Genomic DNA, 20,000 nt, shown 5'->3' on the forward strand with positions numbered 1-20,000 from the left:
ACCGGACAGGTACGGACACGGGAGCCGGAACGCTCACCACGTCGGCCGTGCCGTCACCCCGCCGTCCACCACCAGGTCCTGCCCGGTGATCCAGGAGGCGAGCCGCGACGCCAGGAACACGCACGCGTCGCCGACGTCCTCCGGGCTCCCCAGCCGGCCGAGTGGCGCCGCCCGCTCCCATCGCCGTACGCCGTCCGGCCAGGCCTCCGCCAGCCCTGCCCGGTCGATCAGGCCGGGCGAGACCGTGTTGACGCGGATGCCGTGGGGGCCGTACTCCAGGGCAGCCGCCCGCGCGTGCATCACCACGGCGGCCTTGGAGGCTGCGTAGTGGGCGTGGTCGGCGGCCGGGTGGCTCGCCTCGATGGACGCGATGTGGGTCACGGAACCGGAGGGCGCCCCCTGTCCGCGCATCACCTCCACCGCCGCCTGCGTGCACGCGAAGACGCTCGACAGGTTCGTGTCCACCACCGCCCGCCACTGCGCCGCCGTCATCCCGGGCAGCGCCCGCGTCGGCTGGACGCCCGCGTTGTTGACCAGCGCCGTCAGCCGGCCCTCGCCCCACTCGGCGGCCTCCCGCACCAGGCGCCGGCACTCCTCCTCGTCGGCGAGGTCCGCCCGCAGGACGACGGCCCGCCCGCCCGCGTCCCTGATGCGGGACGCCGCTTCGCGGGCCGGCTCCACCGCGGTACGGCAGTGCAGGGCGACCGCCGCGCCCTCCTCGGCGAACCGCAGGGCGATGCCCCGTCCGATGCCGCCGCCCGCGCCGGTGACCAGTGCCACGTGCCCTTCGAGGAGTCTCATGGACGGCACAGTCCCGCGATCCGGTCGGCCCGCGCCGGGTAACGCGCCGCCAGCTCCGCCGCGTTGCCGTGCTCGTAGTCCTCGTAGGTGAATCCGGGCGCCATCGTGCAGCCGAAGAAGGTCCACTCCCCGCCCGCCGCCACCCGTCCGCCCATCCAGGTGCCGCCGGGGACGGTGAGCTGCGGGTGCTGGCCGCCGAGTACGTCCGGTCCGAGGACGGCGGTCGCCGTCGTGCCGTCGGGGGCGAGGAGCAGGAGTTCCAGCGGGTCGCCCAGGTAGAAGTGCCAGATCTCGTCGGTGGGCAGGCGGTGCAGGGCCGAGAAGTCGTCCGCGGTGAGCAGGGCGACTATCGCCGAGCCCGAGGGCCGGCCGTCCGGCAGTTCCGGTCCGGCCCAGGTGCGTCGGAACAGCCCGCCCTCGCGGGGGATGGGCTCCAGACCGTAGTGGGCGACGAGGTCGTCTGGGGTCACGCCGGGAAGGCTACCTCCCGGTTCAGGAACGCGAGTTGGGCGTGCTTCTTGGGCAGGTACACGTCCGGGAGGTCTATCTCCGGCAGGACGACGACCGGGCCCGCCTCGAAGCCCTGCTTCAGGAAGCGCGCGATGGCCTTCTCGTTGCGCACGTCGGGGTCGACCACGACGCGTGTGCGGTCCAGCCCCTGCAGCACGTACGACGTGACGGCGGTGAGCAGCGCCGACGACCAGCCGGGGCTCGCGCCGTTCAGCCCCGCGGGCGCCAGCAGCAGGTGGACGCCGATGTCGCCGGGGCGCGCCTGGTAGCACTCGCTGACGCGGTCGGCCTCCGGCTCGTAGGTCTGGAGGAGGGCGACCGGTTCGCCGTCCTTCAGCACCAGGAAGGCGTGGTGCGTGTCGAGGGTGTCCATGTGGGCGTAGATCTCCGCGACCTGGTCCCTGCTCAGCCCGGTCATCCCCCAGAAGGACGCCCGTTCCTCACTCACCCACGCGTGGACGACCTCGGCGTCGGCGGCCGCGTCGAGGGGCAGGACGCGGACGGTGCCGAAGCCGTCGACGGTGTGCTCGTGGACGGGCTCGCGGGTGGGGGCGTACGCGTCAGACATCGGTCTCCTTCTTCAGTTGCCGCCAGTCGGTGACGACCGGCACGAGGTCTCCCCTGAGCCACAGGGGGAGTTGGTCACGGTGATGGGCCGAGCCGGGCACTCCCGAGGCGCCGAAGGGCACCACCCACAGGCTGTCCTCGCGCCGGGCCAGGTCCCACACGTAACGGGCCGCCGGGCCGCGCGCGCTGATGTCGGTCCAGCCGGGCACGGCGGAGGTGCACAGCACGCAGTCGTGGTCACCGGACAGGCCCGGCCCCTCGTCGGGCGTGCCGGTGAGCGCCCGCCAGGCGAACAGGCGGTGCGTGTCACCCCAGGTGGCGGGCGGGTTCCCGACGGCGGCCACCTCCTCCACGGCCGTACGGACGGTCTCCGCGCGGTCGATGCCGTACAACTCCTCGGCCCGCAGCAGGTGTTCGAGCGCGAATCCGATCCGCGGGACGAGCGCGAGCCACGGCAGGAAGACCTCCGGGTACGCGGGCGGGGAGGTCAGCGCGGCGAACGCCGGGTGGGCAGCGAGATGGCGTACGACCGCGCCGCGCACGGCCGCGTACAGGGCCGCGTCCGTGCTGTCGGCGTCCATGTGGCGGTCCCAGCGCAGGAGGGTGTCCCTGAGGGCGGCGGCCTCGGGAGTCAGGCCGTCCAGCGCTTCCAGGTGGTCCAGCAGCGGTTCGGCGGAGGCGAGTCGGGTGTCCATGTGGATGGCCGGCATGTCGGCGGGCGACCAGTGGTCCTTCTCCGCGAGGAGGGCGGTGATGCGGTCGGCGCGGTGGGGCGGGGCGAACTCGACGCCGAGGGGTGCCGCCGGTCCGCGCTGGTTGGCCATCACGGCGATGCCGTCGGTGAGGCCCGCCCGGGGCGTCTCGTGCCAGCCCTGCCAGTCGTGGCCGGGTTCCCAGGCGGGGACGAGGTGCGTGCGGTTGGCGTCGGAGCGCAGCGGCACCCGGCCCGCGACGCGGTGCAGCAGGCCGCCCCCGGTGTCGGCGGCCTGGACGACGTTCACGGGCTCGGCCCACAGGTCGAAGGCGTGGTCGACGTCGGCGACCCGGCGGGCCCGCAGCAGGGGGAGCAGGGCGCTGAAGCCGAGGTCGTCGGTGACGCGGGGCGGGTAGCGGAGGCTGAGCGCGAGCGGGGTGCCGTCGTCGAGTCCCTCGGGGCCGCCGGCGATCACCGGTCCGCGTTCCGTCTCGATGACCTCGACCTCGACCGGCTCCTCCCCCGCCACCTCGACGGTCTCCGTGTGCCGGGCGGCCCGGTGCCAGAGCCCGTCCGGGCCGAGCGCCTCGACGCCGGCGCCGGTGCGGCGCAGCCTCTCGCGGTAGAGGTCCTGGTAGTCGGCCATCGCGTTGGTGATGGCCCAGGCGACCGTGCCGGTGTGGCCGAAGTGGGCGATGCCGGGGACGCCGGGAACGGCGAGGCCGACGACGTCGAACTCGGGGCAGGAGAGGTGGATCTGCTGGTAGACGCCGGGGTCCTCGATGAAGCGGTGCGGGTCGCCGGCGATGACCGCCTCGCCGGTGGTCGTGCGCTCGCCGCCGACCAGCCAGCCGTTGCTGCCGGAGGTGCCCGGGCCGTCGGTGGCGAACAACTGGACGGCGTCCGCTCCCAGGTGCCGGACGACCTGCTCGCGCCACAGCTTGGCGGGGAACCCGGCGAAGAGGATGTGCGTGGCGAGCCAGACGCCGAGCGGGGTCCAGGGCTCCCAGCGGCCGGGGGCGAGGCCGACGCGGGCGAACTCGGGTGCTTCGGTCCGCGCGAGGCCCTCGTTCACGCCGTCGACGTACGCCCGCACCCAGTCCGCCGTCTCCGGGTCCCGTCTCTCCAGGGCGGTGAAGCAGCGTCTGGACGTGTCGTCGAGGCGGGCCCGTCTCGCGAAGAGGTCCCAGGCCAGGGCCTCGGTGCCGAGGAAGGCGGCCGAGCTGCCCTGCGTGCGGTGCCGCTCGACCTCCAGCTGCCAGGCCCGGTCGCGGGCGGTGACCCGGCCCTGGGCACGGGCGAGCTCCCGCGCGCTGCCGGCGCGGAGGTGGGGTATGCCCCAGGCGTCGCGGAAGATCTCGGTGCTCATCCCTGTGCCCTGTCTGTGCTTGGATTCTACGCTTTAGGTTAGGCTTGCCTAACTAAATGGTGGTGGAATCGTACGCGAAGGGTGAAAACGCGATGAGGCAGGGGCACGGCTGGGAGGGCGCGGTCCTCAAGCTGCTGCGCGCGAAGGACTTCGTGTTCACCGTGACCGGTGCGGAGGACGTCACCGGGCACTACCGGCGCGTCCACCTCACCGACGGCGGCATGCTGGCGGCGACCGGGGTCCACCCGACGATGTGGGTGCGGCTCTGGTTCGACAACGCGGGCAGACCGCACCAGCGCGCCTACACCCTGGTCGACCCCGACCCCGCGGCCGGCACCTTCGGCCTGGAGTTCGCCCTGCACGAGGGGTGCGCCAGCGACTGGGCGCGGGCGGCGAAGCCCGGCGACACCATCGAGGCGACGGTGCACGGCACCGACTTCCAACGGCCCGATCCCACGCCCTCGCACGTCTTCGCGATCGGCGACCCGGCCTCGCTGCCCGCCCTCAACTCCCTCCTCGACGCGCTCGCCCCCGCCCCGGCGACCGTCTGGTTCGAGAGCACCCCCGACGGCAGCCCCGACCGCACCTCCGACGGCTCGCCCGGCACCGCCTTCGACGCCGCCCTCGACGGCCTCCCCTTCCGCACCGACCCCGCCCGGCACGACGTACGCCCCGTGCCCCGGCAGGACTCCGGCGCCCACCTGGTCGCCCAGGTGAAGGCGGCCCTGCCCGACCTGCTGAAGGCCAGCCCGGAGCCGTACGTCTGGATCGCCTGCGACACGGCGACGACCCGGACCCTGTCCTCGTACGTCCGCAAGGAGCTGGGCCTGCCCAGGCAGCGGATGCACGCGCTGGGGTACTGGCGGGCCGGCTGACCCTGTATCGGCCGCGGGTACAACCCTTTGCGTGACCTGTGGGTCGTGTGGAACACCTGTTGCCGCACGACCCAGGAGCCCCGTTGCGCAGAGCAGTCTTGGCGACCGCCCTCATCACCGCTGTCGCCGGCGTCACCCTCACCCCGATGACGTCGTCCGCCGCCGCCCCCTACAAGGGTGCCAACACCGCAGCCGTCCAGGACGACTTCAACGGCGACGGCTACCGCGACCTCGCCGTGGGCGCGCCGCACGCGGCCAACGGCACCGTGGAGGAAGCCGGCTCGGTCGTCGTGCTGTACGGGTCGAAGTCCTCGGTCAGCGCCACCCGCCGGACGGTCGTCACCCAGGCGACGGCGGGGGTCCCCGGCGAGCCGGAGAAGTGGGACGAGTTCGGGACCACGGTGGCCAGTGCCGACCTGGACCGGGACGGCTACGCCGATCTGCTCGTCGGCACACCCCGCGAGGACGTCGGCGGCATCGAGTCCCGGGGTTCCGTGACCGTCGTGTGGGGCGGACCGAACGGGCTGAAGGGCGGCGCGAACATCGCCCCGCCCGCCGGGTTCGGGGACGGCAGGACGTACTGCCGCTTCGGCATGTCCCTGGCCACCGGCGACATGAACGGCGACGGCGCTCCCGAGGCCGGCATCGGCTCGGCCTGCTCGGCCGCCTCCTACGGCGGCCCCTTCACCCGCACCGGCGGCTCCGCCTCCCGCTACCTCGAAGGGCGGGTCAACGCCCGTGGCGTGGTGATGGGCGACGTCAACGGCGACGGCAGGGCGGAGCGCTTCTACCTGGCCGGCCCCACCGACGGCGACATCCGCGGCCCGGTGGACCTCGACAGCGGGGCCCCCGACGCCGAGAACTCCCGCGAGACCTGGCCCGTCGAGCTCCCCTACGCCGACGGCCACGCGGGCCGGATCGGCGACCTCAACGGCGACGGCTACGGCGACCTGGTCACCGGCGTCGCGGGCGACCAGTCCCACTTCAACGCACCCGGCGCCGCCCGCAAGGGCGGCGAGATCCAGGTCCTGTACGGCAGCGCCCAGGGCATCACCGGCGCTCAGAAGCCCAAGGTCTTCCACCAGGACACGGCAGGCGTCCCCGGCACCGCGGAGTGGGGCGACTGGTTCGGCCAGTCGCTGAGCCTCGGCGACGTGAACGCCGACGGCTACACGGACGTCCTCGTCGGCTCCCCCGAGGAAGCCGTCGGCACCCGCGCCTCGGCGGGCACGGCCGTCCTGCTGCGCGGCTCCGCCACCGGCCTGACCACCGCCAAGGCGGCCGGCTACACCCAGGACACGGCGGACGTCCCCGGCGCCGCCGAGGCCGGCGACTGGTTCGGCGCCGCCGTCCACCTCGCCGACCTCAACAAGGACGGCAGGGCCGAGACCGTGGTCGGCGCCCCTGGGGAGAACAGCGACGGCTGCCTGTGGATCGCCCGCGGCTCGGCCGCCGGCCCCGTCGCCAAGGGCTCGGTCAACCTCTGCGGCAAGAGCGCCGGCATCACCGTGCGCGGAGTGAAGGGGTACTTCGGCGCGGCGCTGACCAGCCCTCACGTGGAGAGCTGAGGCGCACAGGGGCATGATCGGGGTCATGGACGTCACTCTTCACCTCGCCCAGGACCCCGAGGCCGACGAGCTCCTCGGCCGCTCCCCGCTCGCCGCTCTGGTCGGGATGCTGCTGGACCAGCAGGTTCCGATGGAGTGGGCGTTCAAAGGACCCCGCACGATCGCGGGCCGGCTCGGCGCCGACGACCTGGACGCGCACGAGATCGCCGCACAGGACCCGGAGGCCTTCGCCACGCTCCTGTCGGAGAAACCGGCCGTGCACCGCTATCCGGGGTCGATGGCCAAGCGCATCCAGCAGCTGTGCCAGTACCTCGTCGAGCACTACGACGGGAACGCCGAGCTCGTCTGGAAGGGCGTGACCGACGGGCGGGAACTGCTGCTCCGCCTTCAGGAACTGCCCGGCTTCGGCAAGCAGAAGGCCCAGATCTTCCTCGCCCTGCTCGGCAAGCAGCTCGGCGTGCGGCCCGAGGGCTGGCGCGAGGCCGCGGGCGCCTACGGCGAGCCGAAGTCCTTCCGTTCCGTCGCCGACATCACCGGGCCGGAGTCGCTGACCAGGGTCCGGGCGCACAAGCAGGAGATGAAGGCGGCGGCGAAGGCCGCGAAGGCCGCCGGGAAGTAGCCGCCGTTCGGGTGGCCCGGCCGGCCCGGGGTGTAGGCCGAAGGGGCGGTTCTCACCGCCGGTGGGATGAACCACGTAGGCCGCACGGGGAAATGACTTCCGTGAGCACCGCCGCACCGCAAGCCTTCGGTCCCGCCCGCCGGTGTGCCTGGCTGCGGGTGCTCGTCCTGCTGCTCGCCCTGTGCGTGCCCGGCGCGCACGCGGGCGCACAGGCGGTGCCCACCGCCTCACCGGCCGCCGAGGGCGGTGCGGCGGTCTTCGAGTACGACGCCCTCGACACCGTGCTGCGACCGGTGACACGGGGCACCGGCCGTCCCGCCGTACCGCTGCGGCCCGCTCCCCGCCCGGACGCACCGCACGCCGGCCCGGCCGCCCGGCCCCGGCCCGTGCCGCCGCCGCGCACCCCGGCGGCCCTGCACGCCCTGCGCTCGGTGGTCCTGCGCTGCTGACAGAACCGGCTCCCGCCCTCCGGTCCGTCAGTACGACGCAAGGAACCCAGAGAACGCGAGGAACACCGACATGGCGATCGACCCGTACGCCGTCCTGCGCGCCCTCCTGCGCGCCGAGGCCGCACGCAACGCACCGAGGCCCCAGGTGAAGGAAGGGAAACCGCAGCAGCCCCCGAAGGAACAGGGCCGCTGACCCGTCGGCGGAGGCGGTGGCTACCGCCTCCGCCGTGCCGTGCCGAAGACGGAGCGGGTGATCTCGCGCCCGATCCGGGTGCCGATCGAGCGGGCGAGGGACTTGAACATGCCGCTGCCGACGACCTGTCCGACGACGGAGGGTTCCTCCTCGGCCCTCGGCTTCGACGCGGCCCGCATCTCGTCGGGCCCCTTCGCCCCGCGCGCGGCGTTCAGCTTCTCGTACGCCGACTCCCGATCCACAGCCTGTGCGTACCGCGCGTGCGACGGCGACGCCGTGACCGCCTCGTCCAGGGTCGTCGCCTCGACCGGGCCCATCAGGGACTCGGGGGCGCGCAGCCGGGTCGCGGCGACCGGGGTGGGGGCACCTTTCTCGCTCAGCACCGTCACCACGGCCTCCCCCGTCGCCAGCCCGGTGTAGGGATGCGGATCTGCGCGTCCGGCAGACAGTTCCCGCCCCGGAGGAGGGCGCCCAGGTCGAGGGCGGGGCCGGTGAAGGCGTACCCGGAGGCGATCTTCAGGGCCTTCTCGGGAGGGCGGGGGCACTCCCCGGAGCCTCGGGAACGGCGGCCGGCGGAATCGTTTCACCGTCACTCATCTCGAACGCCTGTTCCTGTTTACCCCGATTTGCTCCTCTTTTTCAGCCTGGCACTCCGTCGCCATGGCTGCGCCCGGAAGGTCTTGACCGGTAGGCTTTCCGTGTGATCTTCAAGCGCATCGGAAACGGCCGGCCGTACCCCGACCACGGCCGGGAAAGCACCCGGCAGTGGGCGGACGTCGCGCCGCGCCCGGTCCGCCTCGATCAGTTGGTGACGACCAAGGGCCAGCTCGACCTGGAAACCCTGCTGGCCGAGGACTCCACGTTCTACGGCGACCTCTTCGCGCACGTCGTGAAGTGGCAGGGCGACCTGTATCTGGAGGACGGCCTCCACCGAGCGGTCCGCGCGGCGCTCCAGCAACGCCAGGTGCTGCACGCGCGCGTGCTCGAACTCGACTGAGCCGCTCCCCGGTGACGGGTTGGCCCTTTCGGGTTCTCCTGCACCGCGTCCAATGATCATCTAGTAGGAATCGTCGCCCGGGCGCACTACGCTGCGCCCATGAGCATGCTGACTCCCCCCGGCATGGGCGGCCAGTACCGGATCACGGGAGACAAGTACCCCCGCATGCGCCGGTCCCGGTGGCGCGGCAGGTTCGCCCTCGGGCTGGTTGCCTCCGTCGCCGCGCTCGGGCTGGCCGGATGGGGCACCCTGCAGCTCATCGACGTCTTCACCGGCGGCGGCAAGAAGGCCGAGGCGGTCGGCCCCAAGGCGGACTGCGGCTCCCGGGCGACCCCGTCGGCCTCCCCTTCCGCCGGCACCACGGTCAAGCCCGCCCGGATCACGGTCAACGTCTTCAACGCGACCCCCCGCAGCGGCCTCGCCAAGAAGACCGCGGACGAGCTGAAGAAGCGCGGCTTCAAGATCGGGGACGTGGGCAACGCGACCAAGGAGTTCGACAAGAAGGTCAAGGGCACCGGGCTGCTGCTCGGCCCCACGTCCTCCCTGAACACCTCGCTGCCCGTCCTCGCCACCCAGCTCTCCACGGCCGAGCGCCGCACCGACGCCGCCCGTAAGGGCACCGAGCTCGACCTGATCATCGGGACCGGCTACAAGGACCTGAACAGCAAGGCGGACGCCGACAAGGCACTGGCCGCACTGGCCGCGCCCCAGCCGACGTCCACTTCCTCGAAGCAGAACTGCTGAGCCTCGTACGAAGGCCTCCTTCGTACGGCTGCTCGCGCCGAGGCCTACTCGGCCGCCCCGTACATCCGGTCCCCCGCGTCGCCCAGGCCCGGCACGATGTAGCCGTGCTCGTTCAGGCGCTCGTCGACCGAGGCGGTCACGACCGTGACCGGGGTGCCCGCGAGGTCGCGCTCCATGAGCTCGACGCCTTCGGGGGCGGCGAGGAGCACCACGGCGGTGACGTCGTCCGCACCACGCTTGATCAGCTCCTGGATCGCCGCGACCAGGGTGCCGCCGGTGGCGAGCATCGGGTCGAGGACGTACACCTGGCGGCCGGAGAGGTCCTCCGGCATGCGCGTGGCGTACGTGGACGCCTGGAGCGTCTCCTCGTCACGGATCATGCCCATGAAGCCCACCTCGGCGGTCGGCAGCAGCCGGACCATGCCCTCCAGCATGCCGAGGCCGGCCCGCAGGATCGGCACCACCAGAGGGCGCGGGTAGGAGAGCTTGACGCCCGTGGTCGAGGCGACCGGCGTCGTGATGTCGACCTGCTCGGTGCGCACGTCACGCGTGGCCTCGTAGGCGAGCAGGGTGACCAGCTCGTCGGCGAGCCGGCGGAAGGTCGCGGAGTCGGTGCGCTGGTCGCGCAACGCGGTGAGCTTGTGGGCGACCAGAGGGTGGTCGACGACGTGGAGACGCATGGCGCTAACAGTAACCGGGAACCGCGCCGCACTCCGTTAGACCTTGCGCTGGCATCAAACCGCCCATCAGGGGGAAAGTGGGAGGGACGTACCAGGGTGGTGTGCCTATGCCTGACCGCTATACCCGAGAGGAAGCGTCGGCCCCGAGGACCGACGCCGAGCGCCGCCGGCGCCGCGCCCAGTTCCTGCGCGACCTTGCCGAGGCCCGCGAACTGCGCGACCGCGTCCAGCCCCGCCGCGCCAAGACGGCCCGGCTGCGACACGCGATGCGCATGCGGACGTTCCGTTGGTGAGAACCCGGTAGGAGCCAAGACACGCCGACGGGGCCGCCGAGTTGGAAGAGCTCGGGGCCGTCCCGCTCCGTCCGGGTGGCCGTGCGTGGGCGCCTGGGAAAGCCGCGTACGATCCGCTGTTGGCGGCAACGAGTGCGCTGGTGAGACCTCGAACGGGCCCTCCGCTGCCACGAGATCGGCGGCAGCCGGACACACAGGGAGCCGAAGACGTCCCCTGAGCGCCATGTTTCTGCCACGATTCCGAGTGGGTGGGGCTCGGAGCACAGCTCTCCCCGCCCACAGCCTCCGCCGGGGGGATTCCCAACCGGCACGCCTATGACCAGTGGGAGAGTCACGGTGTACTTCGCCGCACTGCTCGCGCGCACCGAAGACGGGTGGGAAGCGAGCGACACGGAGCTCGACAATGTGGAGACCCTGTCGGATCTGGCCGACCTGGCTCGGGAAGCCTCTCCCGACGAGGACACGGTGCTCGTGCTGATCGAACAGGAGGACGCCTGGTTCGGCGTCGTCCGCATCGACGGTGAGGAGGACCCGCGCATCTACGTCTCGGACGCGGCAGCCGCCGCCCGCAGTTCGTACGGGGAGATCCTGCTCACCGACGAACTGCTCGGCAGGGATCCCGACGAGGTCCAGACCGACCTGGACGCCCTCGATCTCGACGGCACCGAGGACGGTGAGGACGAGGAGGACGGTGACGCCGAGGACGGCGGCACCGGCGAGCTCGTGCCGCACGGCCCGGTCGGCGACATCCGGATCCTGGACGACCTCGGCGTCGGCGAGAAGGACCTGAAGTCGCTGTCGCAGGACGCGGTCACCGAGATCGCCGAGGCCCTGGGCGCCTCGGAGGTCCTGGAGGCCGTCCGCTGACCTCACCGACCGCAGGAACGGCACCGGACCCGGTGCGCGACCCGTGGCGGGCCGCGATGCGGCTCGCCCTGGAAGAGGCCGGACGGGCCGGCCGGGGCGGTGACGTCCCCGTCGGCGCCGTCGTGCTGTCCGGCGACGGCAGGACCGTCCTGGCTGCCGGGCACAACGAACGCGAGGCCACCGGCGACCCGACCGCGCACGCGGAGGTCCTGGCGATCCGCCGGGCGGCCGCCGGGCTCGGCGGGTGGCGGCTGGCCGGCTGCACGCTCGTCGTGACGCTGGAGCCCTGCACGATGTGCGCGGGCGCGATCGTGCAGTCCCGCGTGGACCGGGTGGTCTACGGCGCCCGCGACGAGAAGGCGGGCGCGGCCGGGTCCCTCTGGGACGTCGTCCGCGACCGTCGGCTCAACCATCGCCCCGAGGTGATCGAGGGTGTGCTCGCCGGGGAGTGCGCCCGTCTGCTGACCGACTTCTTCCGCTCCCGCTGACGTCCGGTACCGACCGAATACCGATTTCAAACCACGCCCCACCGTGCTGTAAGGTCTCCCTCGGTAGCGTGTCCGAGCGGCCGAAGGAGCTCGCCTCGAAAGCGAGTGTGGCGCAAGTCACCGAGGGTTCAAATCCCTCCGCTACCGCAGAAGAAGGGCCCCGTCGAAAGACGGGGCCCTTCGTGCGATCATGTGCGCTCGTTGGGGTCAACACCGGAGAAAACAGGGAGGCCGCGATGGCGGTGAACGCGAAGAAGATCGCCGTCTACGTTGCCGTGGTCTTCGTGCTCTACGTGATCATCACGGACCCGGCCAAGGCCGCCGACTACGTCCAGATAGCCTTCGAGGGCATATCGGACGCAGCCAGGTCCATCGGCGACTTCTTCACGTGGCTCGCCGACGGCGCCAAGTAGGAGAAGCGCACATGATCCGCCATCTGGTCCTCTTCAAGCTCAACGAGGGCGTCGAGCGCGACGACCCACGGGTCGTGAAGGGCGTCGAGGCCTTCCGGGCGCTCGAAGGCACCATCCCCGAGATCCGCTTCTGGGAGCTCGGCTGGAACCTCAGCGACCGGCCCATCGCCTACGACTTCGCCATCAACTCCGGCTTCGACGACCTGCCCGCCCTGCGCCGCTACGTCGAGCACCCGGCCCACCAGGCGGGCGTGACGCTGTGGCAGGAGTTCGCCACCTGGGTGATCGCCGACTACACGTACTGAACGCTCGCACCGCTCGCACCCCCCGCATCCGTCACACCCTGAGCAGCCCTCCGCCGGAACGGCGGAGGGCTCTTTTGCTTCATATGCCCCAACTCTCATCTCAACACGGCGCTATGCGGTGCTTGCACACAGTGCACATGTCTTGTGATGCTATGACCGCTTTTGATGGATGAGTTTGACCGTTGAAGAACGATGAAGAGGTGGCGTTGACCGTGTCGGCCAGTACTGCGCCGCCCCAGGAAGTCGTCAAGGTCGTCGAGGTCGCCGAAGTCGCCGAAGTCGCCGAAGTCGCGCCGACCGCCGCGTCGGCCACCCCCGGGCGCAGCCGAGGCGCCGACACCCGGGCGCTCACACAGGTGCTCTTCGGCCAGCTCAAGGGGCTGGTGCCGGGTACGCCGGAGCACAGCCGGGTGCGCGGGGCGCTCATCGAGGCCAACCTCCCGCTCGTGCGCTATGCGGCCGCCCGCTTCCGCTCCCGCAACGAGCCGATGGAGGACGTCATCCAGGTCGGCACCATCGGCCTCATCAACGCCATCGACCGCTTCGACCCGGACCGGGGTGTGCAGTTCCCGACGTTCGCGATGCCGACCGTCGTCGGCGAGATCAAGCGGTACTTCCGCGACAACGTCCGCACGGTCCACGTTCCGCGCCGGCTGCACGAGCTGTGGGTGCAGGTCAACAGCGCGACCGAGGACCTGACCACCGCCTTCGGGCGCACCCCGTCGACCTCCGAGATCGCCGAGCGGCTGCGCATCACCGAGGAGGAGGTGCTGTCCTGCATCGAGGCCGGACGGTCGTACCACGCCACCTCGCTGGAGGCCGCCCAGGAGGGCGACGGGCTGCCGGGGCTGCTGGACCGGCTCGGCTACGAGGACCCCGCCCTGGACGGCGTGGAGCACCGGGATCTCGTACGGCATCTGCTGGTGCAGTTGCCGGAGCGGGAACAGCGCATTCTTCTGCTGCGCTACTACAGCAATCTCACCCAGTCGCAGATCAGCGCGGAACTCGGCGTCTCCCAGATGCACGTCTCGCGGCTACTCGCGCGTAGCTTCCAGCGACTGCGTTCCGCGAACCGGATCGACGCCTAAGAGGAAGACCGGTCGGCTCGTAACCGAATAGGGGATCGAGTCGTCACCGGCAGGACTGAATCGCTCACCAGCGCGGATCCCGGCCTTCTGTGCCGAAATACCGTCAGACCCTCTGTAGGCAGGGCGTATTCACGTCTTGCATGTCGACATGTCACTACAGCGTGTTGCCGACATGTGACATTCTGCCGGAAGCGCGTTTGCCGTGGCTTCGGCTCCGGTATTCAGGTGAAGGCTGATGTTCCTCTACGGAGCGTTCGCCGTACCGTCCCGCGACCCAAAGGGGGTGGCATGTCCGCAGACCAGGGCAGCTCGAAGGTGCTCACGCTCACAAAGAGCGAGCCCGCGCCCGCGCTCGACGACGTAACGGCCGTCGAGGCCGCGCCGGCCCCGGCCCTCCCGACCTCGGGAGCTCTCGACACCCGCACCCTGTCCCGCTCCCTCTTCCTGCGGCTTGCCGCACTCGACGAGAACAGCCCCGAGCGTGCGTACGTACGGGACACGCTCATCGAGCTCAACCTCCCGCTGGTGCGCTACGCGGCCGCCCGCTTCCGCTCCCGCAACGAGCCGATGGAGGACATCGTCCAGGTCGGCACGATCGGCCTGATCAAGGCGATCGACCGCTTCGACTGCGAACGCGGCGTGGAGTTCCCGACGTTCGCCATGCCGACGGTCGTCGGTGAGATCAAGCGGTTCTTCCGCGACACCTCCTGGTCGGTCCGCGTCCCGCGGCGCCTCCAGGAGCTGCGGCTCGCCCTCACCAAGGCCAGCGACGAGCTCGCCCAGAAGCTGGACCGCTCCCCGACCGTCCCCGAACTCGCCGCGGTACTGGGCGTGTCCGAGGAGGACGTGGTCGACGGCCTCGCGGTCGGCAACGCGTACACGGCCTCCTCGCTCGACTCCCCGGCCCCCGAGGACGACGGCGGCGAGGGCTCCCTCGCGGACCGGCTCGGCTACGAGGACACGGCCCTGGAGGGCGTGGAGTACCGGGAGTCGCTGAAGCCGCTGCTGGCCAAGCTGCCGCCGCGCGAGCGCCAGATCATCATGCTGCGCTTCTTCGCCAACATGACCCAGTCGCAGATCGGCGAGGAGGTCGGCATCTCCCAGATGCACGTCTCCCGGCTGCTGACCCGGACACTGGCACAGCTGCGAGAGGGGCTCATCTCCGACTGAGTCTCGGGGCTGGGCCTCGGGCCGAATCTCGGGACTGTGGAAGCCCTCACTGCGTAGCTTCCTGTGTGACGGGCGTCAGCCACCCTGGCGCGATGCTTCGAAAGACCCGTTCCGGACGGACACCTGGCCGTCGGTGCGCCTGACCGGCGCGTCGGCGGCCGTCGTCCTGTCGGGTCTCGTGGCGGGAGCGGAAGCGGGTGGCCGCGCAGCGCGCGAGCGGGAGGCCGGTCTCGATGAGCGCTCCGCGCGGTGCGTGGCCCGCGCGCGGCGGCGGCGGTGACTACGTCGCCACGGACGCGGCAGGCGGTCCGCCCCGGGGCTCCGGTACGGCGGTGGTGCCGACGGGGCTTGACGCTGGTGTCGCTCGACGACGACGCCCGGTTTCGACCGGGCGACACGGGCAACCCGGCCGGCTCCGGACACCACTGCGGAGGGCAGCTGGGAGCCCGGCCCGGTCGGCATCGGTGCGCCCTGCTCCACCCGAGGGCGCCAAGTCCGGTCGTACGACGGCGAGTCCACCACCGGCGTCACCGACGGCCACCCCTGCCAGTCCCGCCGCCCTCAGCCGGGCGGGCCCGTGCGTGCGGCCACGGACGAGCGGTGGTGCGTCACGGTGCCCGAAAGCACCGAGATTCCGCGGCTGTTGCCTTGCGGGACACACGACTTCGGCGCACTCGGCGTCGACCGGGCGACGCCGAGTGCGCCGAAGGCACGCAGGTGAAGACGAGGGACGGGTCCGTCCAGGGGGAGTGGGACGTTACTTGAGCGCCAGCCAGGCCACCGCCGCAACGATCGCCACCGCGGCGACGATGCCGATGATCAGGCCGAGGCGGGGACCGCCCGAGGAAGAGGGAGCCGCCTGCTGCTGCCGGCCCTGAGGGGCCTCGTCGACGAACGCGCGGAACATCTGGGTGCTGCCGGCGGGGTCGTGGTTGCCCTGGGGGCCCTGCGTGTTAGCCATGCCCCGAGACCCTAGCGAATCCGGGGGTGTGGCCCAAGTGGGGGCTCCGGGTCCGCACCGCATCCCCTCAGCTGTGTGTTTACGACAGCAATACTTGCCTTTGCCAAGTTTTTGACGGCGACCACCCGCTCCTTATTTGCCTGTAACAACCAACCGGTTCTATGGTTGCCCTAAGCAACAAACACGGGAGGTGTGTGATGGCCGAGCAGGCGCAGTACGAGGAGCTGATCCGTCAGTTCAGCGCCTTCGGCGCCGTGCGCCGGGAGATGGGACGGGTCATGCCGTCCGACTGCCCGAGCGGTTCCGCCGCCGTGCTCACGCTGCTCGGCCGTCACGGGGACATGCGCATGAGCAAGCTCGCGGAACTGCTCGCCGTGGACATGTCGGTGACCAGCAGGCATGTGGCCCATGTGGCCCAGCGCGGCTGGATCGACCGCTCCCCCGACCCGGCGGACAAGCGCTCCCGCATCCTGCACCTCACGCCCGCGGGCCAGGCGCGGCTGGCGGAGATGTCCCGGCTGACCTGCCGGATGCTCGCCGAGCGGCTGAGCGACTGGAGCGACGACGAGGTGGCCCAGCTGACCGTGCTGATGGCACGGCTCCGGGCCAGCTTCGACGACTGCCGCGGCTCGCACGCCCCGCACGCCTCGCCCACCTCGCTCCCCTCTGACGTGGAGCCCCGGCCGCCCACCGCTCCCGTGGCCGAGGAGTCCCCCCGTACACCCGCGATCACCAAGTAAGAGAAGGAAGTCCATGGCAACGACCACACCAGCCGGTGTGCGGGCCCACGCCAAGCCCGGGGGAGGCTCCCCGGACGGCGTCCAGATGACGCACCGGCAGATCATGGAGGCGCTCTCCGGGCTGCTGCTCGGAATGTTCGTGGCGATCCTGTCGTCCACGATCGTCACCAACGCCCTCCCCGAGATCATCGGCGACCTCGGCGGCGGCCAGTCCGCCTACACCTGGGTCGTCACCGCCGCGCTGCTGTCCATGACGGCGGCCACGCCCCTGTGGGGCAAGCTCTCCGACCTGTTCAGCAAGAAGGCTCTCGTCCAGATAGCCCTCGTCATCTACGTGCTCGGATCGGCCGCCGCGGGTCTGTCGCAGAACCCCGGCATGCTGATCGCGTGCCGCGTGGTGCAGGGCATCGGCGTCGGCGGTCTGTCCGCCCTCGCGCAGATCGTGATGGCCGCGATGATCTCCCCGCGTGAGCGCGGGCGCTACTCCGGCTACCTCGGCGCGACTTTCGCCATCGCCACCGTCGGCGGTCCGCTGCTCGGCGGTGTCATCACCGACACCAGCTGGCTCGGCTGGCGCTGGTGCTTCTACGTCGGTGTGCCGTTCGCGGTCATCGCGCTGATCGTGCTGCAGAAGACCCTGCACCTGCCCGTCGTGAAGCGGGACGTGAAGGTCGACTGGGGCGGCGCGTTCCTCATCTCCGCCGCGGTCTCCGTGCTGCTGCTCTGGGTCACCTTCGCCGGTGACAAGTTCGACTGGGTGTCGTGGCAGACGTACGCGATGGTCGGCGGCTCGGTCGTGCTCGGCCTGCTGTTCGTGCTCGTCGAGTCCAAGGCGAGCGAGCCGATCATCCCGCTGCGGCTGTTCCGCAACCGCACCATCACCCTGTCCTCCATCGCCTCGCTCTTCGTGGGTGTCGCGATGTTCACCGGCACGGTCTTCTTCAGCCAGTACTTCCAGCTGGCCCGCGACAAGTCGCCGACGATGTCCGGCGTCATGACCATCCCGATGATCGGCGGCCTGTTCGTCTCGTCGACGGTCTCCGGGCAGGTCATCACCAAGACCGGCCGCTGGAAGGCCTGGCTGCTGGCCGGCGGTGTGCTGGTGACCGCGGGTCTGGGTCTGCTCGGCACGATCCGCTACGACACCGAGTACTGGCACATCGCGATCTTCATGGCGCTCCTGGGCCTCGGCATCGGCATGATGATGCAGAACCTGGTGCTGTGCACGCAGAACCAGGTGGACCCGGCCGACCTCGGCGCGGCCAGCTCCACGGTGACGTTCTTCCGGTCCCTCGGCGGTGCGGTCGGCGTCTCGGCGCTGGGCGCCGTCATGGCCAACCGGATCACCGACTACGCCAAGGACGGCCTCACCACTCTCGACCCCAAGTACGCGGCCGCCGCTGCCGGTTCCAACACCAGCAGCAGCATCCCGGACATGGACAGCCTGCCCGGCCCGCTGCGCACCGTGATGGAGAGCGCGTACGGCCACGGCATAGCGGACGTCTTCCTGATCGCCGCGCCGCTCGCGCTGGTCGCCTTCCTCGTCACGCTGTTCATCAAGGAGGTTCCGCTGCGGACCTCGGGCGGGCTGGCGCAGGCCGCGGCGACGAAGGCTCCGGCCGCCGGGGCCGAGGCCGCCGCCACCGCTCCGGTCGCCGAGGAGAAGGTCCCGAGCCGGGCCGTCGCCGAGACGAGCACCGAAGCCGGTCCGCAGGGCACGCAGAGGCTCGCGGCCGTCGCCACCGTCGAAAGGGAGACCGCACCGGTGTCCGGTGGAATCGCGGTCCGCGGCCATGTCCGCGGTGTCGAGAGCGCGCCCGTCCCGCAGGCCGCCGTCACGCTGATCTCGCTGGCGGGACGGCAGCTGGGCCGGTCGGTCGCGCGGGCCGACGGTTCCTACGCGGTGGACGCGCCGGGTGCCGGGTCGTACGTCCTGATCGCCTCCGCCGACGGGTTCCAGCCGCAGGCGTCCACCGTGGTGGTGGGCGACGAGCCGGTGTCGTACGACATCCTGCTCAGCGGCACCAGCGGGCTCAGCGGTGTCGTGCGGGCCGCGCAGGGCGCGCTGCCCGTCAAGGAAGCCATGGTGATCGTGACGGACGTGCGCGGTGACCTGCTGGCCACCGTCGCCACCGGCGAGCAGGGCGAGTTCGCCTTCGCCGAGCTGGTGCCGGGGACGGTGACCGTGGCGGTGAACGCCGCCGGCTACCGGCCGCGTGCCCTGCCCGTCGAGATCGGCGGCACCGGGGTCACCCGGATCGAGGTCGACCTCGATGCCGGAGCCCAGCTCCAGGGTGTCGTACGGGCGCCGCACGGTCCGCTGGCCGACGCGCGGGTCACGCTCGTCGACGCGGCGGGCAACGTGGTCGGGACGTCCACCACCGGCACGGACGGGGCGTACGCCTTCACCGACCTGGACGGCGGCGACTACACCGTCATCGCGACGGGGTACCCGCCGGTGGCGACCGCCCTGACCGTGAACGGCCGCGGAGTCGACGACCACGACATCGAACTCGCCCACCCCGGCGAGTAGTCAAGCTCCGGCCCGTGGCGGCGTGCGCACTCCGAGCGGAGGTGCGCACCGCCACGGGCCGGTCTCAGTTGAGGAGTTACGAGAGATGGGACTGACCGCGAAGATCCGTACGCGGGACGGGTGGGCCGTGTCGCACGCGGTCGTCACGGTGACCGACATGACCGGCTCGCAGGTGCTGCGTGCCGAGGCCGACGGGGACGGGACGGTGCGGGACGCGACCGAGCTCGCGCCGGGGGCGTACACCGTCATCGTCACGGCGGTCGGATACGCGCCCGCCGCCGCGAGCGCCCTCGTCACCGCGAGCGGGCGGGCCGAGGTCGGCACGGTGACGCTGGCCCGGCAGGGCGGCACCGAACTGCCGCCGCCCGGGCCGTGGACCGTCGATCCGGCGCACTCCAGTGTGGCCGCGGTGGCCCAGCACCTGGGCATCTCCAGCGTGCACGGACGGTTCACCGACTTCACGGCCTCGATCGAGGTCGCCCCCGACGACGTCACCAAGTCCCGGGTGGAGGCGGTCATCCGGGCCGCGTCCATCGACACCGGCAACGGCATGCGGGACACCCACCTGAGGTCCGCGGACTTTCTCGACGTCGAGCGCTTCCCGGAGATCACCTACCGGTCCACGGGGCTGACGCCGGCCGGTTCCGACCGCTGGACGGTCCACGGAGAACTGGCACTGCACGGAGTCGTACGACCCGTGGACCTGGACCTGGCCTACCTCGGCACGGGCTCGGACCCCTGGGGCGGCACCCGGGCGGCGTTCCGGGCGACGGCCCAACTGCGGCGCGAGGACTTCGCCATGGACTACAACCAGGTCGTCCAGGCGGGCATCGCCGCCATCGGTACGACCCTGAAGGTGGAGCTGGACATCCAGGCGGTGCAGGGCGAGTCGCTCCCGCAGGCCTAGAGCCCGTCCGGCGGATCAAGTCGCAGGAAATCCGCGGCGGCTCATCGACGCAGGTGAGCCCCGCGTCTGCGGCATGATCCGCCGGACAGGCCCTAGTACTCCAGCAGCGTTTCGCTATCTGGCCTGGTCAGAGGCATCGTCGGGAGTGTAGTGGGCTGGTGGCATGTCA

Annotated in this window: 23 protein-coding genes, 1 tRNA gene and 1 pseudogene; 18 read left to right on the top strand and 7 right to left on the bottom strand. The window is 71.5% G+C overall.

The window, feature by feature from the left end; all coding sequences use genetic code 11:
* Positions 1–33: 33 nt before the first annotated feature.
* From ACFWWR_RS36885 to ACFWWR_RS36900, 4 genes are read right to left on the bottom strand one after another with little or no spacing between them, the layout of a single operon-like run.
* Positions 34–801, bottom strand: coding sequence for an SDR family NAD(P)-dependent oxidoreductase (locus ACFWWR_RS36885; RefSeq protein ID WP_384307941.1), 768 nt, complete (start codon positions 799–801; stop codon positions 34–36).
* A complete protein-coding gene (locus tag ACFWWR_RS36890) occupies positions 798–1,271 on the bottom strand; it encodes a cupin domain-containing protein (RefSeq protein ID WP_383862592.1) in 474 nt (157 codons plus the stop codon). The genes ACFWWR_RS36885 and ACFWWR_RS36890 overlap by 4 nt, the downstream gene beginning before the upstream one ends.
* Positions 1,268–1,879 carry a GNAT family N-acetyltransferase gene (locus ACFWWR_RS36895; RefSeq protein ID WP_383862589.1) on the bottom strand — a complete coding sequence of 204 codons (612 nt, stop codon included), beginning with the start codon at positions 1,877–1,879 and terminating at the stop codon, positions 1,268–1,270. Before ACFWWR_RS36895 ends, ACFWWR_RS36890 begins: the two co-directional genes overlap by 4 nt.
* Positions 1,872–3,941: a penicillin acylase family protein gene (locus ACFWWR_RS36900; protein ID WP_384307944.1), complete on the bottom strand. Its 2,070-nt coding sequence runs from the start codon at positions 3,939–3,941 to the stop codon at positions 1,872–1,874. Before ACFWWR_RS36900 ends, ACFWWR_RS36895 begins: the two co-directional genes overlap by 8 nt.
* A 92-nt stretch (positions 3,942–4,033) precedes the next feature.
* Between ACFWWR_RS36900 and ACFWWR_RS36905 the strand changes: the two genes are divergently transcribed.
* The 5 genes from ACFWWR_RS36905 to ACFWWR_RS36925 all read left to right on the top strand — a co-directional run bounded on the left by ACFWWR_RS36905 (position 4,034) and on the right by ACFWWR_RS36925 (position 7,645).
* On the top strand, positions 4,034–4,816 hold the full coding sequence (locus ACFWWR_RS36905; RefSeq protein WP_384307947.1) for a siderophore-interacting protein: 783 nt from the start codon (positions 4,034–4,036) through the stop codon (positions 4,814–4,816).
* 83 nt (positions 4,817–4,899) lie between these two features.
* Positions 4,900–6,384, top strand: a complete 1,485-nt coding sequence (locus ACFWWR_RS36910) for an FG-GAP-like repeat-containing protein (RefSeq protein WP_384307950.1) — start codon at positions 4,900–4,902, stop codon at positions 6,382–6,384.
* A gap of 25 nt (positions 6,385–6,409) precedes the next feature.
* Entirely contained in the window at positions 6,410–7,003 is a 594-nt protein-coding gene (locus ACFWWR_RS36915) for an HhH-GPD-type base excision DNA repair protein (protein ID WP_383862580.1), read from the top strand.
* A gap of 101 nt (positions 7,004–7,104) precedes the next feature.
* Complete coding sequence (locus ACFWWR_RS36920; RefSeq protein WP_384307953.1) at positions 7,105–7,452, top strand: hypothetical protein; 348 nt, start codon at positions 7,105–7,107, stop codon at positions 7,450–7,452.
* Positions 7,453–7,522: 70 nt separating this feature from the next.
* The gene (locus ACFWWR_RS36925) at positions 7,523–7,645 is read left to right on the top strand and encodes a hypothetical protein (RefSeq protein ID WP_383862574.1); all 123 of its coding nucleotides are present in this window, start codon (positions 7,523–7,525) and stop codon (positions 7,643–7,645) included.
* A 20-nt stretch (positions 7,646–7,665) separates the two neighbouring features.
* On the opposite strand, the pseudogene ACFWWR_RS36930 reads toward ACFWWR_RS36925, so the two are convergent.
* Positions 7,666–8,061: pseudogene (locus ACFWWR_RS36930) on the bottom strand (helicase HerA-like domain-containing protein); the annotation flags it as partial.
* Positions 8,062–8,345: 284 nt separating this feature from the next.
* Between ACFWWR_RS36930 and ACFWWR_RS36935 the strand changes: the two are divergent.
* Together ACFWWR_RS36935 and ACFWWR_RS36940 are read left to right on the top strand one after the other, a co-directional pair.
* Entirely contained in the window at positions 8,346–8,642 is a 297-nt protein-coding gene (locus tag ACFWWR_RS36935) for a type II toxin-antitoxin system VapB family antitoxin (protein WP_003999914.1), read from the top strand.
* Positions 8,643–8,741: 99 nt separating this feature from the next.
* Entirely contained in the window at positions 8,742–9,386 is a 645-nt protein-coding gene (locus ACFWWR_RS36940; RefSeq protein ID WP_384307956.1) for a LytR C-terminal domain-containing protein, read from the top strand.
* Positions 9,387–9,430: 44 nt separating this feature from the next.
* On the opposite strand, the gene upp is transcribed toward ACFWWR_RS36940, so the two are convergent.
* Complete coding sequence (upp, locus tag ACFWWR_RS36945) at positions 9,431–10,066, bottom strand: uracil phosphoribosyltransferase (RefSeq protein ID WP_383862569.1); 636 nt, start codon at positions 10,064–10,066, stop codon at positions 9,431–9,433.
* A gap of 107 nt (positions 10,067–10,173) precedes the next feature.
* On the opposite strand from upp, the gene ACFWWR_RS36950 reads away from it, so the two are divergent.
* From ACFWWR_RS36950 to ACFWWR_RS36985, 8 genes are all read left to right on the top strand, one after another.
* Positions 10,174–10,359: a hypothetical protein gene (locus ACFWWR_RS36950; RefSeq protein ID WP_383862567.1), complete on the top strand. Its 186-nt coding sequence runs from the start codon at positions 10,174–10,176 to the stop codon at positions 10,357–10,359.
* Positions 10,360–10,695: 336 nt separating this feature from the next.
* Positions 10,696–11,226, top strand: a complete 531-nt coding sequence (locus tag ACFWWR_RS36955; protein ID WP_383862873.1) for a hypothetical protein — start codon at positions 10,696–10,698, stop codon at positions 11,224–11,226.
* A gap of 56 nt (positions 11,227–11,282) precedes the next feature.
* Positions 11,283–11,714 carry a tRNA adenosine(34) deaminase TadA gene (gene tadA / locus ACFWWR_RS36960; RefSeq protein ID WP_383862870.1) on the top strand — a complete coding sequence of 144 codons (432 nt, stop codon included), beginning with the start codon at positions 11,283–11,285 and terminating at the stop codon, positions 11,712–11,714.
* Between the two features lie 62 nt (positions 11,715–11,776).
* A tRNA-Ser gene (locus ACFWWR_RS36965) sits at positions 11,777–11,861 on the top strand.
* Positions 11,862–11,950: 89 nt separating this feature from the next.
* Positions 11,951–12,127 (top strand): hypothetical protein, encoded by a 177-nt coding sequence (locus ACFWWR_RS36970; RefSeq protein ID WP_217235915.1) that lies wholly within the window; start codon positions 11,951–11,953, stop codon positions 12,125–12,127.
* A gap of 11 nt (positions 12,128–12,138) precedes the next feature.
* On the top strand, positions 12,139–12,432 hold the full coding sequence (locus ACFWWR_RS36975) for a Dabb family protein (protein ID WP_384307958.1): 294 nt from the start codon (positions 12,139–12,141) through the stop codon (positions 12,430–12,432).
* Positions 12,433–12,632: 200 nt separating this feature from the next.
* The gene (locus ACFWWR_RS36980) at positions 12,633–13,520 is read left to right on the top strand and encodes an RNA polymerase sigma factor SigF (RefSeq protein ID WP_384307967.1); all 888 of its coding nucleotides are present in this window, start codon (positions 12,633–12,635) and stop codon (positions 13,518–13,520) included.
* 288 nt (positions 13,521–13,808) lie between these two features.
* Positions 13,809–14,690: an RNA polymerase sigma factor SigF gene (locus ACFWWR_RS36985; protein ID WP_383862520.1), complete on the top strand. Its 882-nt coding sequence runs from the start codon at positions 13,809–13,811 to the stop codon at positions 14,688–14,690.
* A 757-nt stretch (positions 14,691–15,447) separates the two neighbouring features.
* On the opposite strand, the gene ACFWWR_RS36990 is transcribed toward ACFWWR_RS36985, so the two are convergent.
* A complete protein-coding gene (locus tag ACFWWR_RS36990) occupies positions 15,448–15,651 on the bottom strand; it encodes a hypothetical protein (protein WP_383876694.1) in 204 nt (67 codons plus the stop codon).
* Positions 15,652–15,848: 197 nt separating this feature from the next.
* Between ACFWWR_RS36990 and ACFWWR_RS36995 the strand changes: the two genes are divergently transcribed.
* The 3 genes from ACFWWR_RS36995 (at position 15,849) to ACFWWR_RS37005 (ending at position 19,831) form a co-directional block, all read left to right on the top strand.
* Positions 15,849–16,391 carry a MarR family winged helix-turn-helix transcriptional regulator gene (locus ACFWWR_RS36995; RefSeq protein ID WP_383876697.1) on the top strand — a complete coding sequence of 181 codons (543 nt, stop codon included), beginning with the start codon at positions 15,849–15,851 and terminating at the stop codon, positions 16,389–16,391.
* A gap of 13 nt (positions 16,392–16,404) precedes the next feature.
* Positions 16,405–18,924: an MFS transporter gene (locus ACFWWR_RS37000; RefSeq protein WP_384307961.1), complete on the top strand. Its 2,520-nt coding sequence runs from the start codon at positions 16,405–16,407 to the stop codon at positions 18,922–18,924.
* 85 nt (positions 18,925–19,009) lie between these two features.
* Positions 19,010–19,831: a YceI family protein gene (locus ACFWWR_RS37005; RefSeq protein ID WP_384307964.1), complete on the top strand. Its 822-nt coding sequence runs from the start codon at positions 19,010–19,012 to the stop codon at positions 19,829–19,831.
* Positions 19,832–20,000: the final 169 nt, after the last annotated feature.

The sequence above is a fragment of the Streptomyces sp. NPDC058678 genome (genome assembly GCF_042714835.1).
Taxonomy (GTDB): Bacteria; Actinomycetota; Actinomycetes; order Streptomycetales; family Streptomycetaceae; genus Streptomyces.

Bases quoted from the DNA above. Each gene is read 5' to 3' on its own strand.
- ACFWWR_RS36990 (WP_383876694.1), bottom strand. From the start codon at position 15,651: ATGGCTAACACGCAGGGCCCCCAGGGCAACCACGACCCCGCCGGCAGC.
- ACFWWR_RS36900 (WP_384307944.1), bottom strand. From the start codon at position 3,941: ATGAGCACCGAGATCTTCCGCGACGCCTGGGGCATACCCCACCTCCGC.
- ACFWWR_RS36985 (WP_383862520.1), top strand. From the start codon at position 13,809: ATGTCCGCAGACCAGGGCAGCTCGAAGGTGCTCACGCTCACAAAGAGC.
- ACFWWR_RS36885 (WP_384307941.1), bottom strand. From the start codon at position 801: ATGAGACTCCTCGAAGGGCACGTGGCACTGGTCACCGGCGCGGGCGGC.
- ACFWWR_RS36940 (WP_384307956.1), top strand. From the start codon at position 8,742: ATGAGCATGCTGACTCCCCCCGGCATGGGCGGCCAGTACCGGATCACG.
- ACFWWR_RS36915 (WP_383862580.1), top strand. From the start codon at position 6,410: ATGGACGTCACTCTTCACCTCGCCCAGGACCCCGAGGCCGACGAGCTC.
- ACFWWR_RS36950 (WP_383862567.1), top strand. From the start codon at position 10,174: ATGCCTGACCGCTATACCCGAGAGGAAGCGTCGGCCCCGAGGACCGAC.
- ACFWWR_RS37005 (WP_384307964.1), top strand. From the start codon at position 19,010: ATGGGACTGACCGCGAAGATCCGTACGCGGGACGGGTGGGCCGTGTCG.
- upp (WP_383862569.1), bottom strand. From the start codon at position 10,066: ATGCGTCTCCACGTCGTCGACCACCCTCTGGTCGCCCACAAGCTCACC.
- ACFWWR_RS36895 (WP_383862589.1), bottom strand. From the start codon at position 1,879: ATGTCTGACGCGTACGCCCCCACCCGCGAGCCCGTCCACGAGCACACC.
- ACFWWR_RS36975 (WP_384307958.1), top strand. From the start codon at position 12,139: ATGATCCGCCATCTGGTCCTCTTCAAGCTCAACGAGGGCGTCGAGCGC.
- ACFWWR_RS37000 (WP_384307961.1), top strand. From the start codon at position 16,405: ATGGCAACGACCACACCAGCCGGTGTGCGGGCCCACGCCAAGCCCGGG.
- tadA (WP_383862870.1), top strand. From the start codon at position 11,283: ATGCGGCTCGCCCTGGAAGAGGCCGGACGGGCCGGCCGGGGCGGTGAC.
- ACFWWR_RS36970 (WP_217235915.1), top strand. From the start codon at position 11,951: ATGGCGGTGAACGCGAAGAAGATCGCCGTCTACGTTGCCGTGGTCTTC.
- ACFWWR_RS36995 (WP_383876697.1), top strand. From the start codon at position 15,849: ATGGCCGAGCAGGCGCAGTACGAGGAGCTGATCCGTCAGTTCAGCGCC.
- ACFWWR_RS36925 (WP_383862574.1), top strand. From the start codon at position 7,523: ATGGCGATCGACCCGTACGCCGTCCTGCGCGCCCTCCTGCGCGCCGAG.
- ACFWWR_RS36905 (WP_384307947.1), top strand. From the start codon at position 4,034: ATGAGGCAGGGGCACGGCTGGGAGGGCGCGGTCCTCAAGCTGCTGCGC.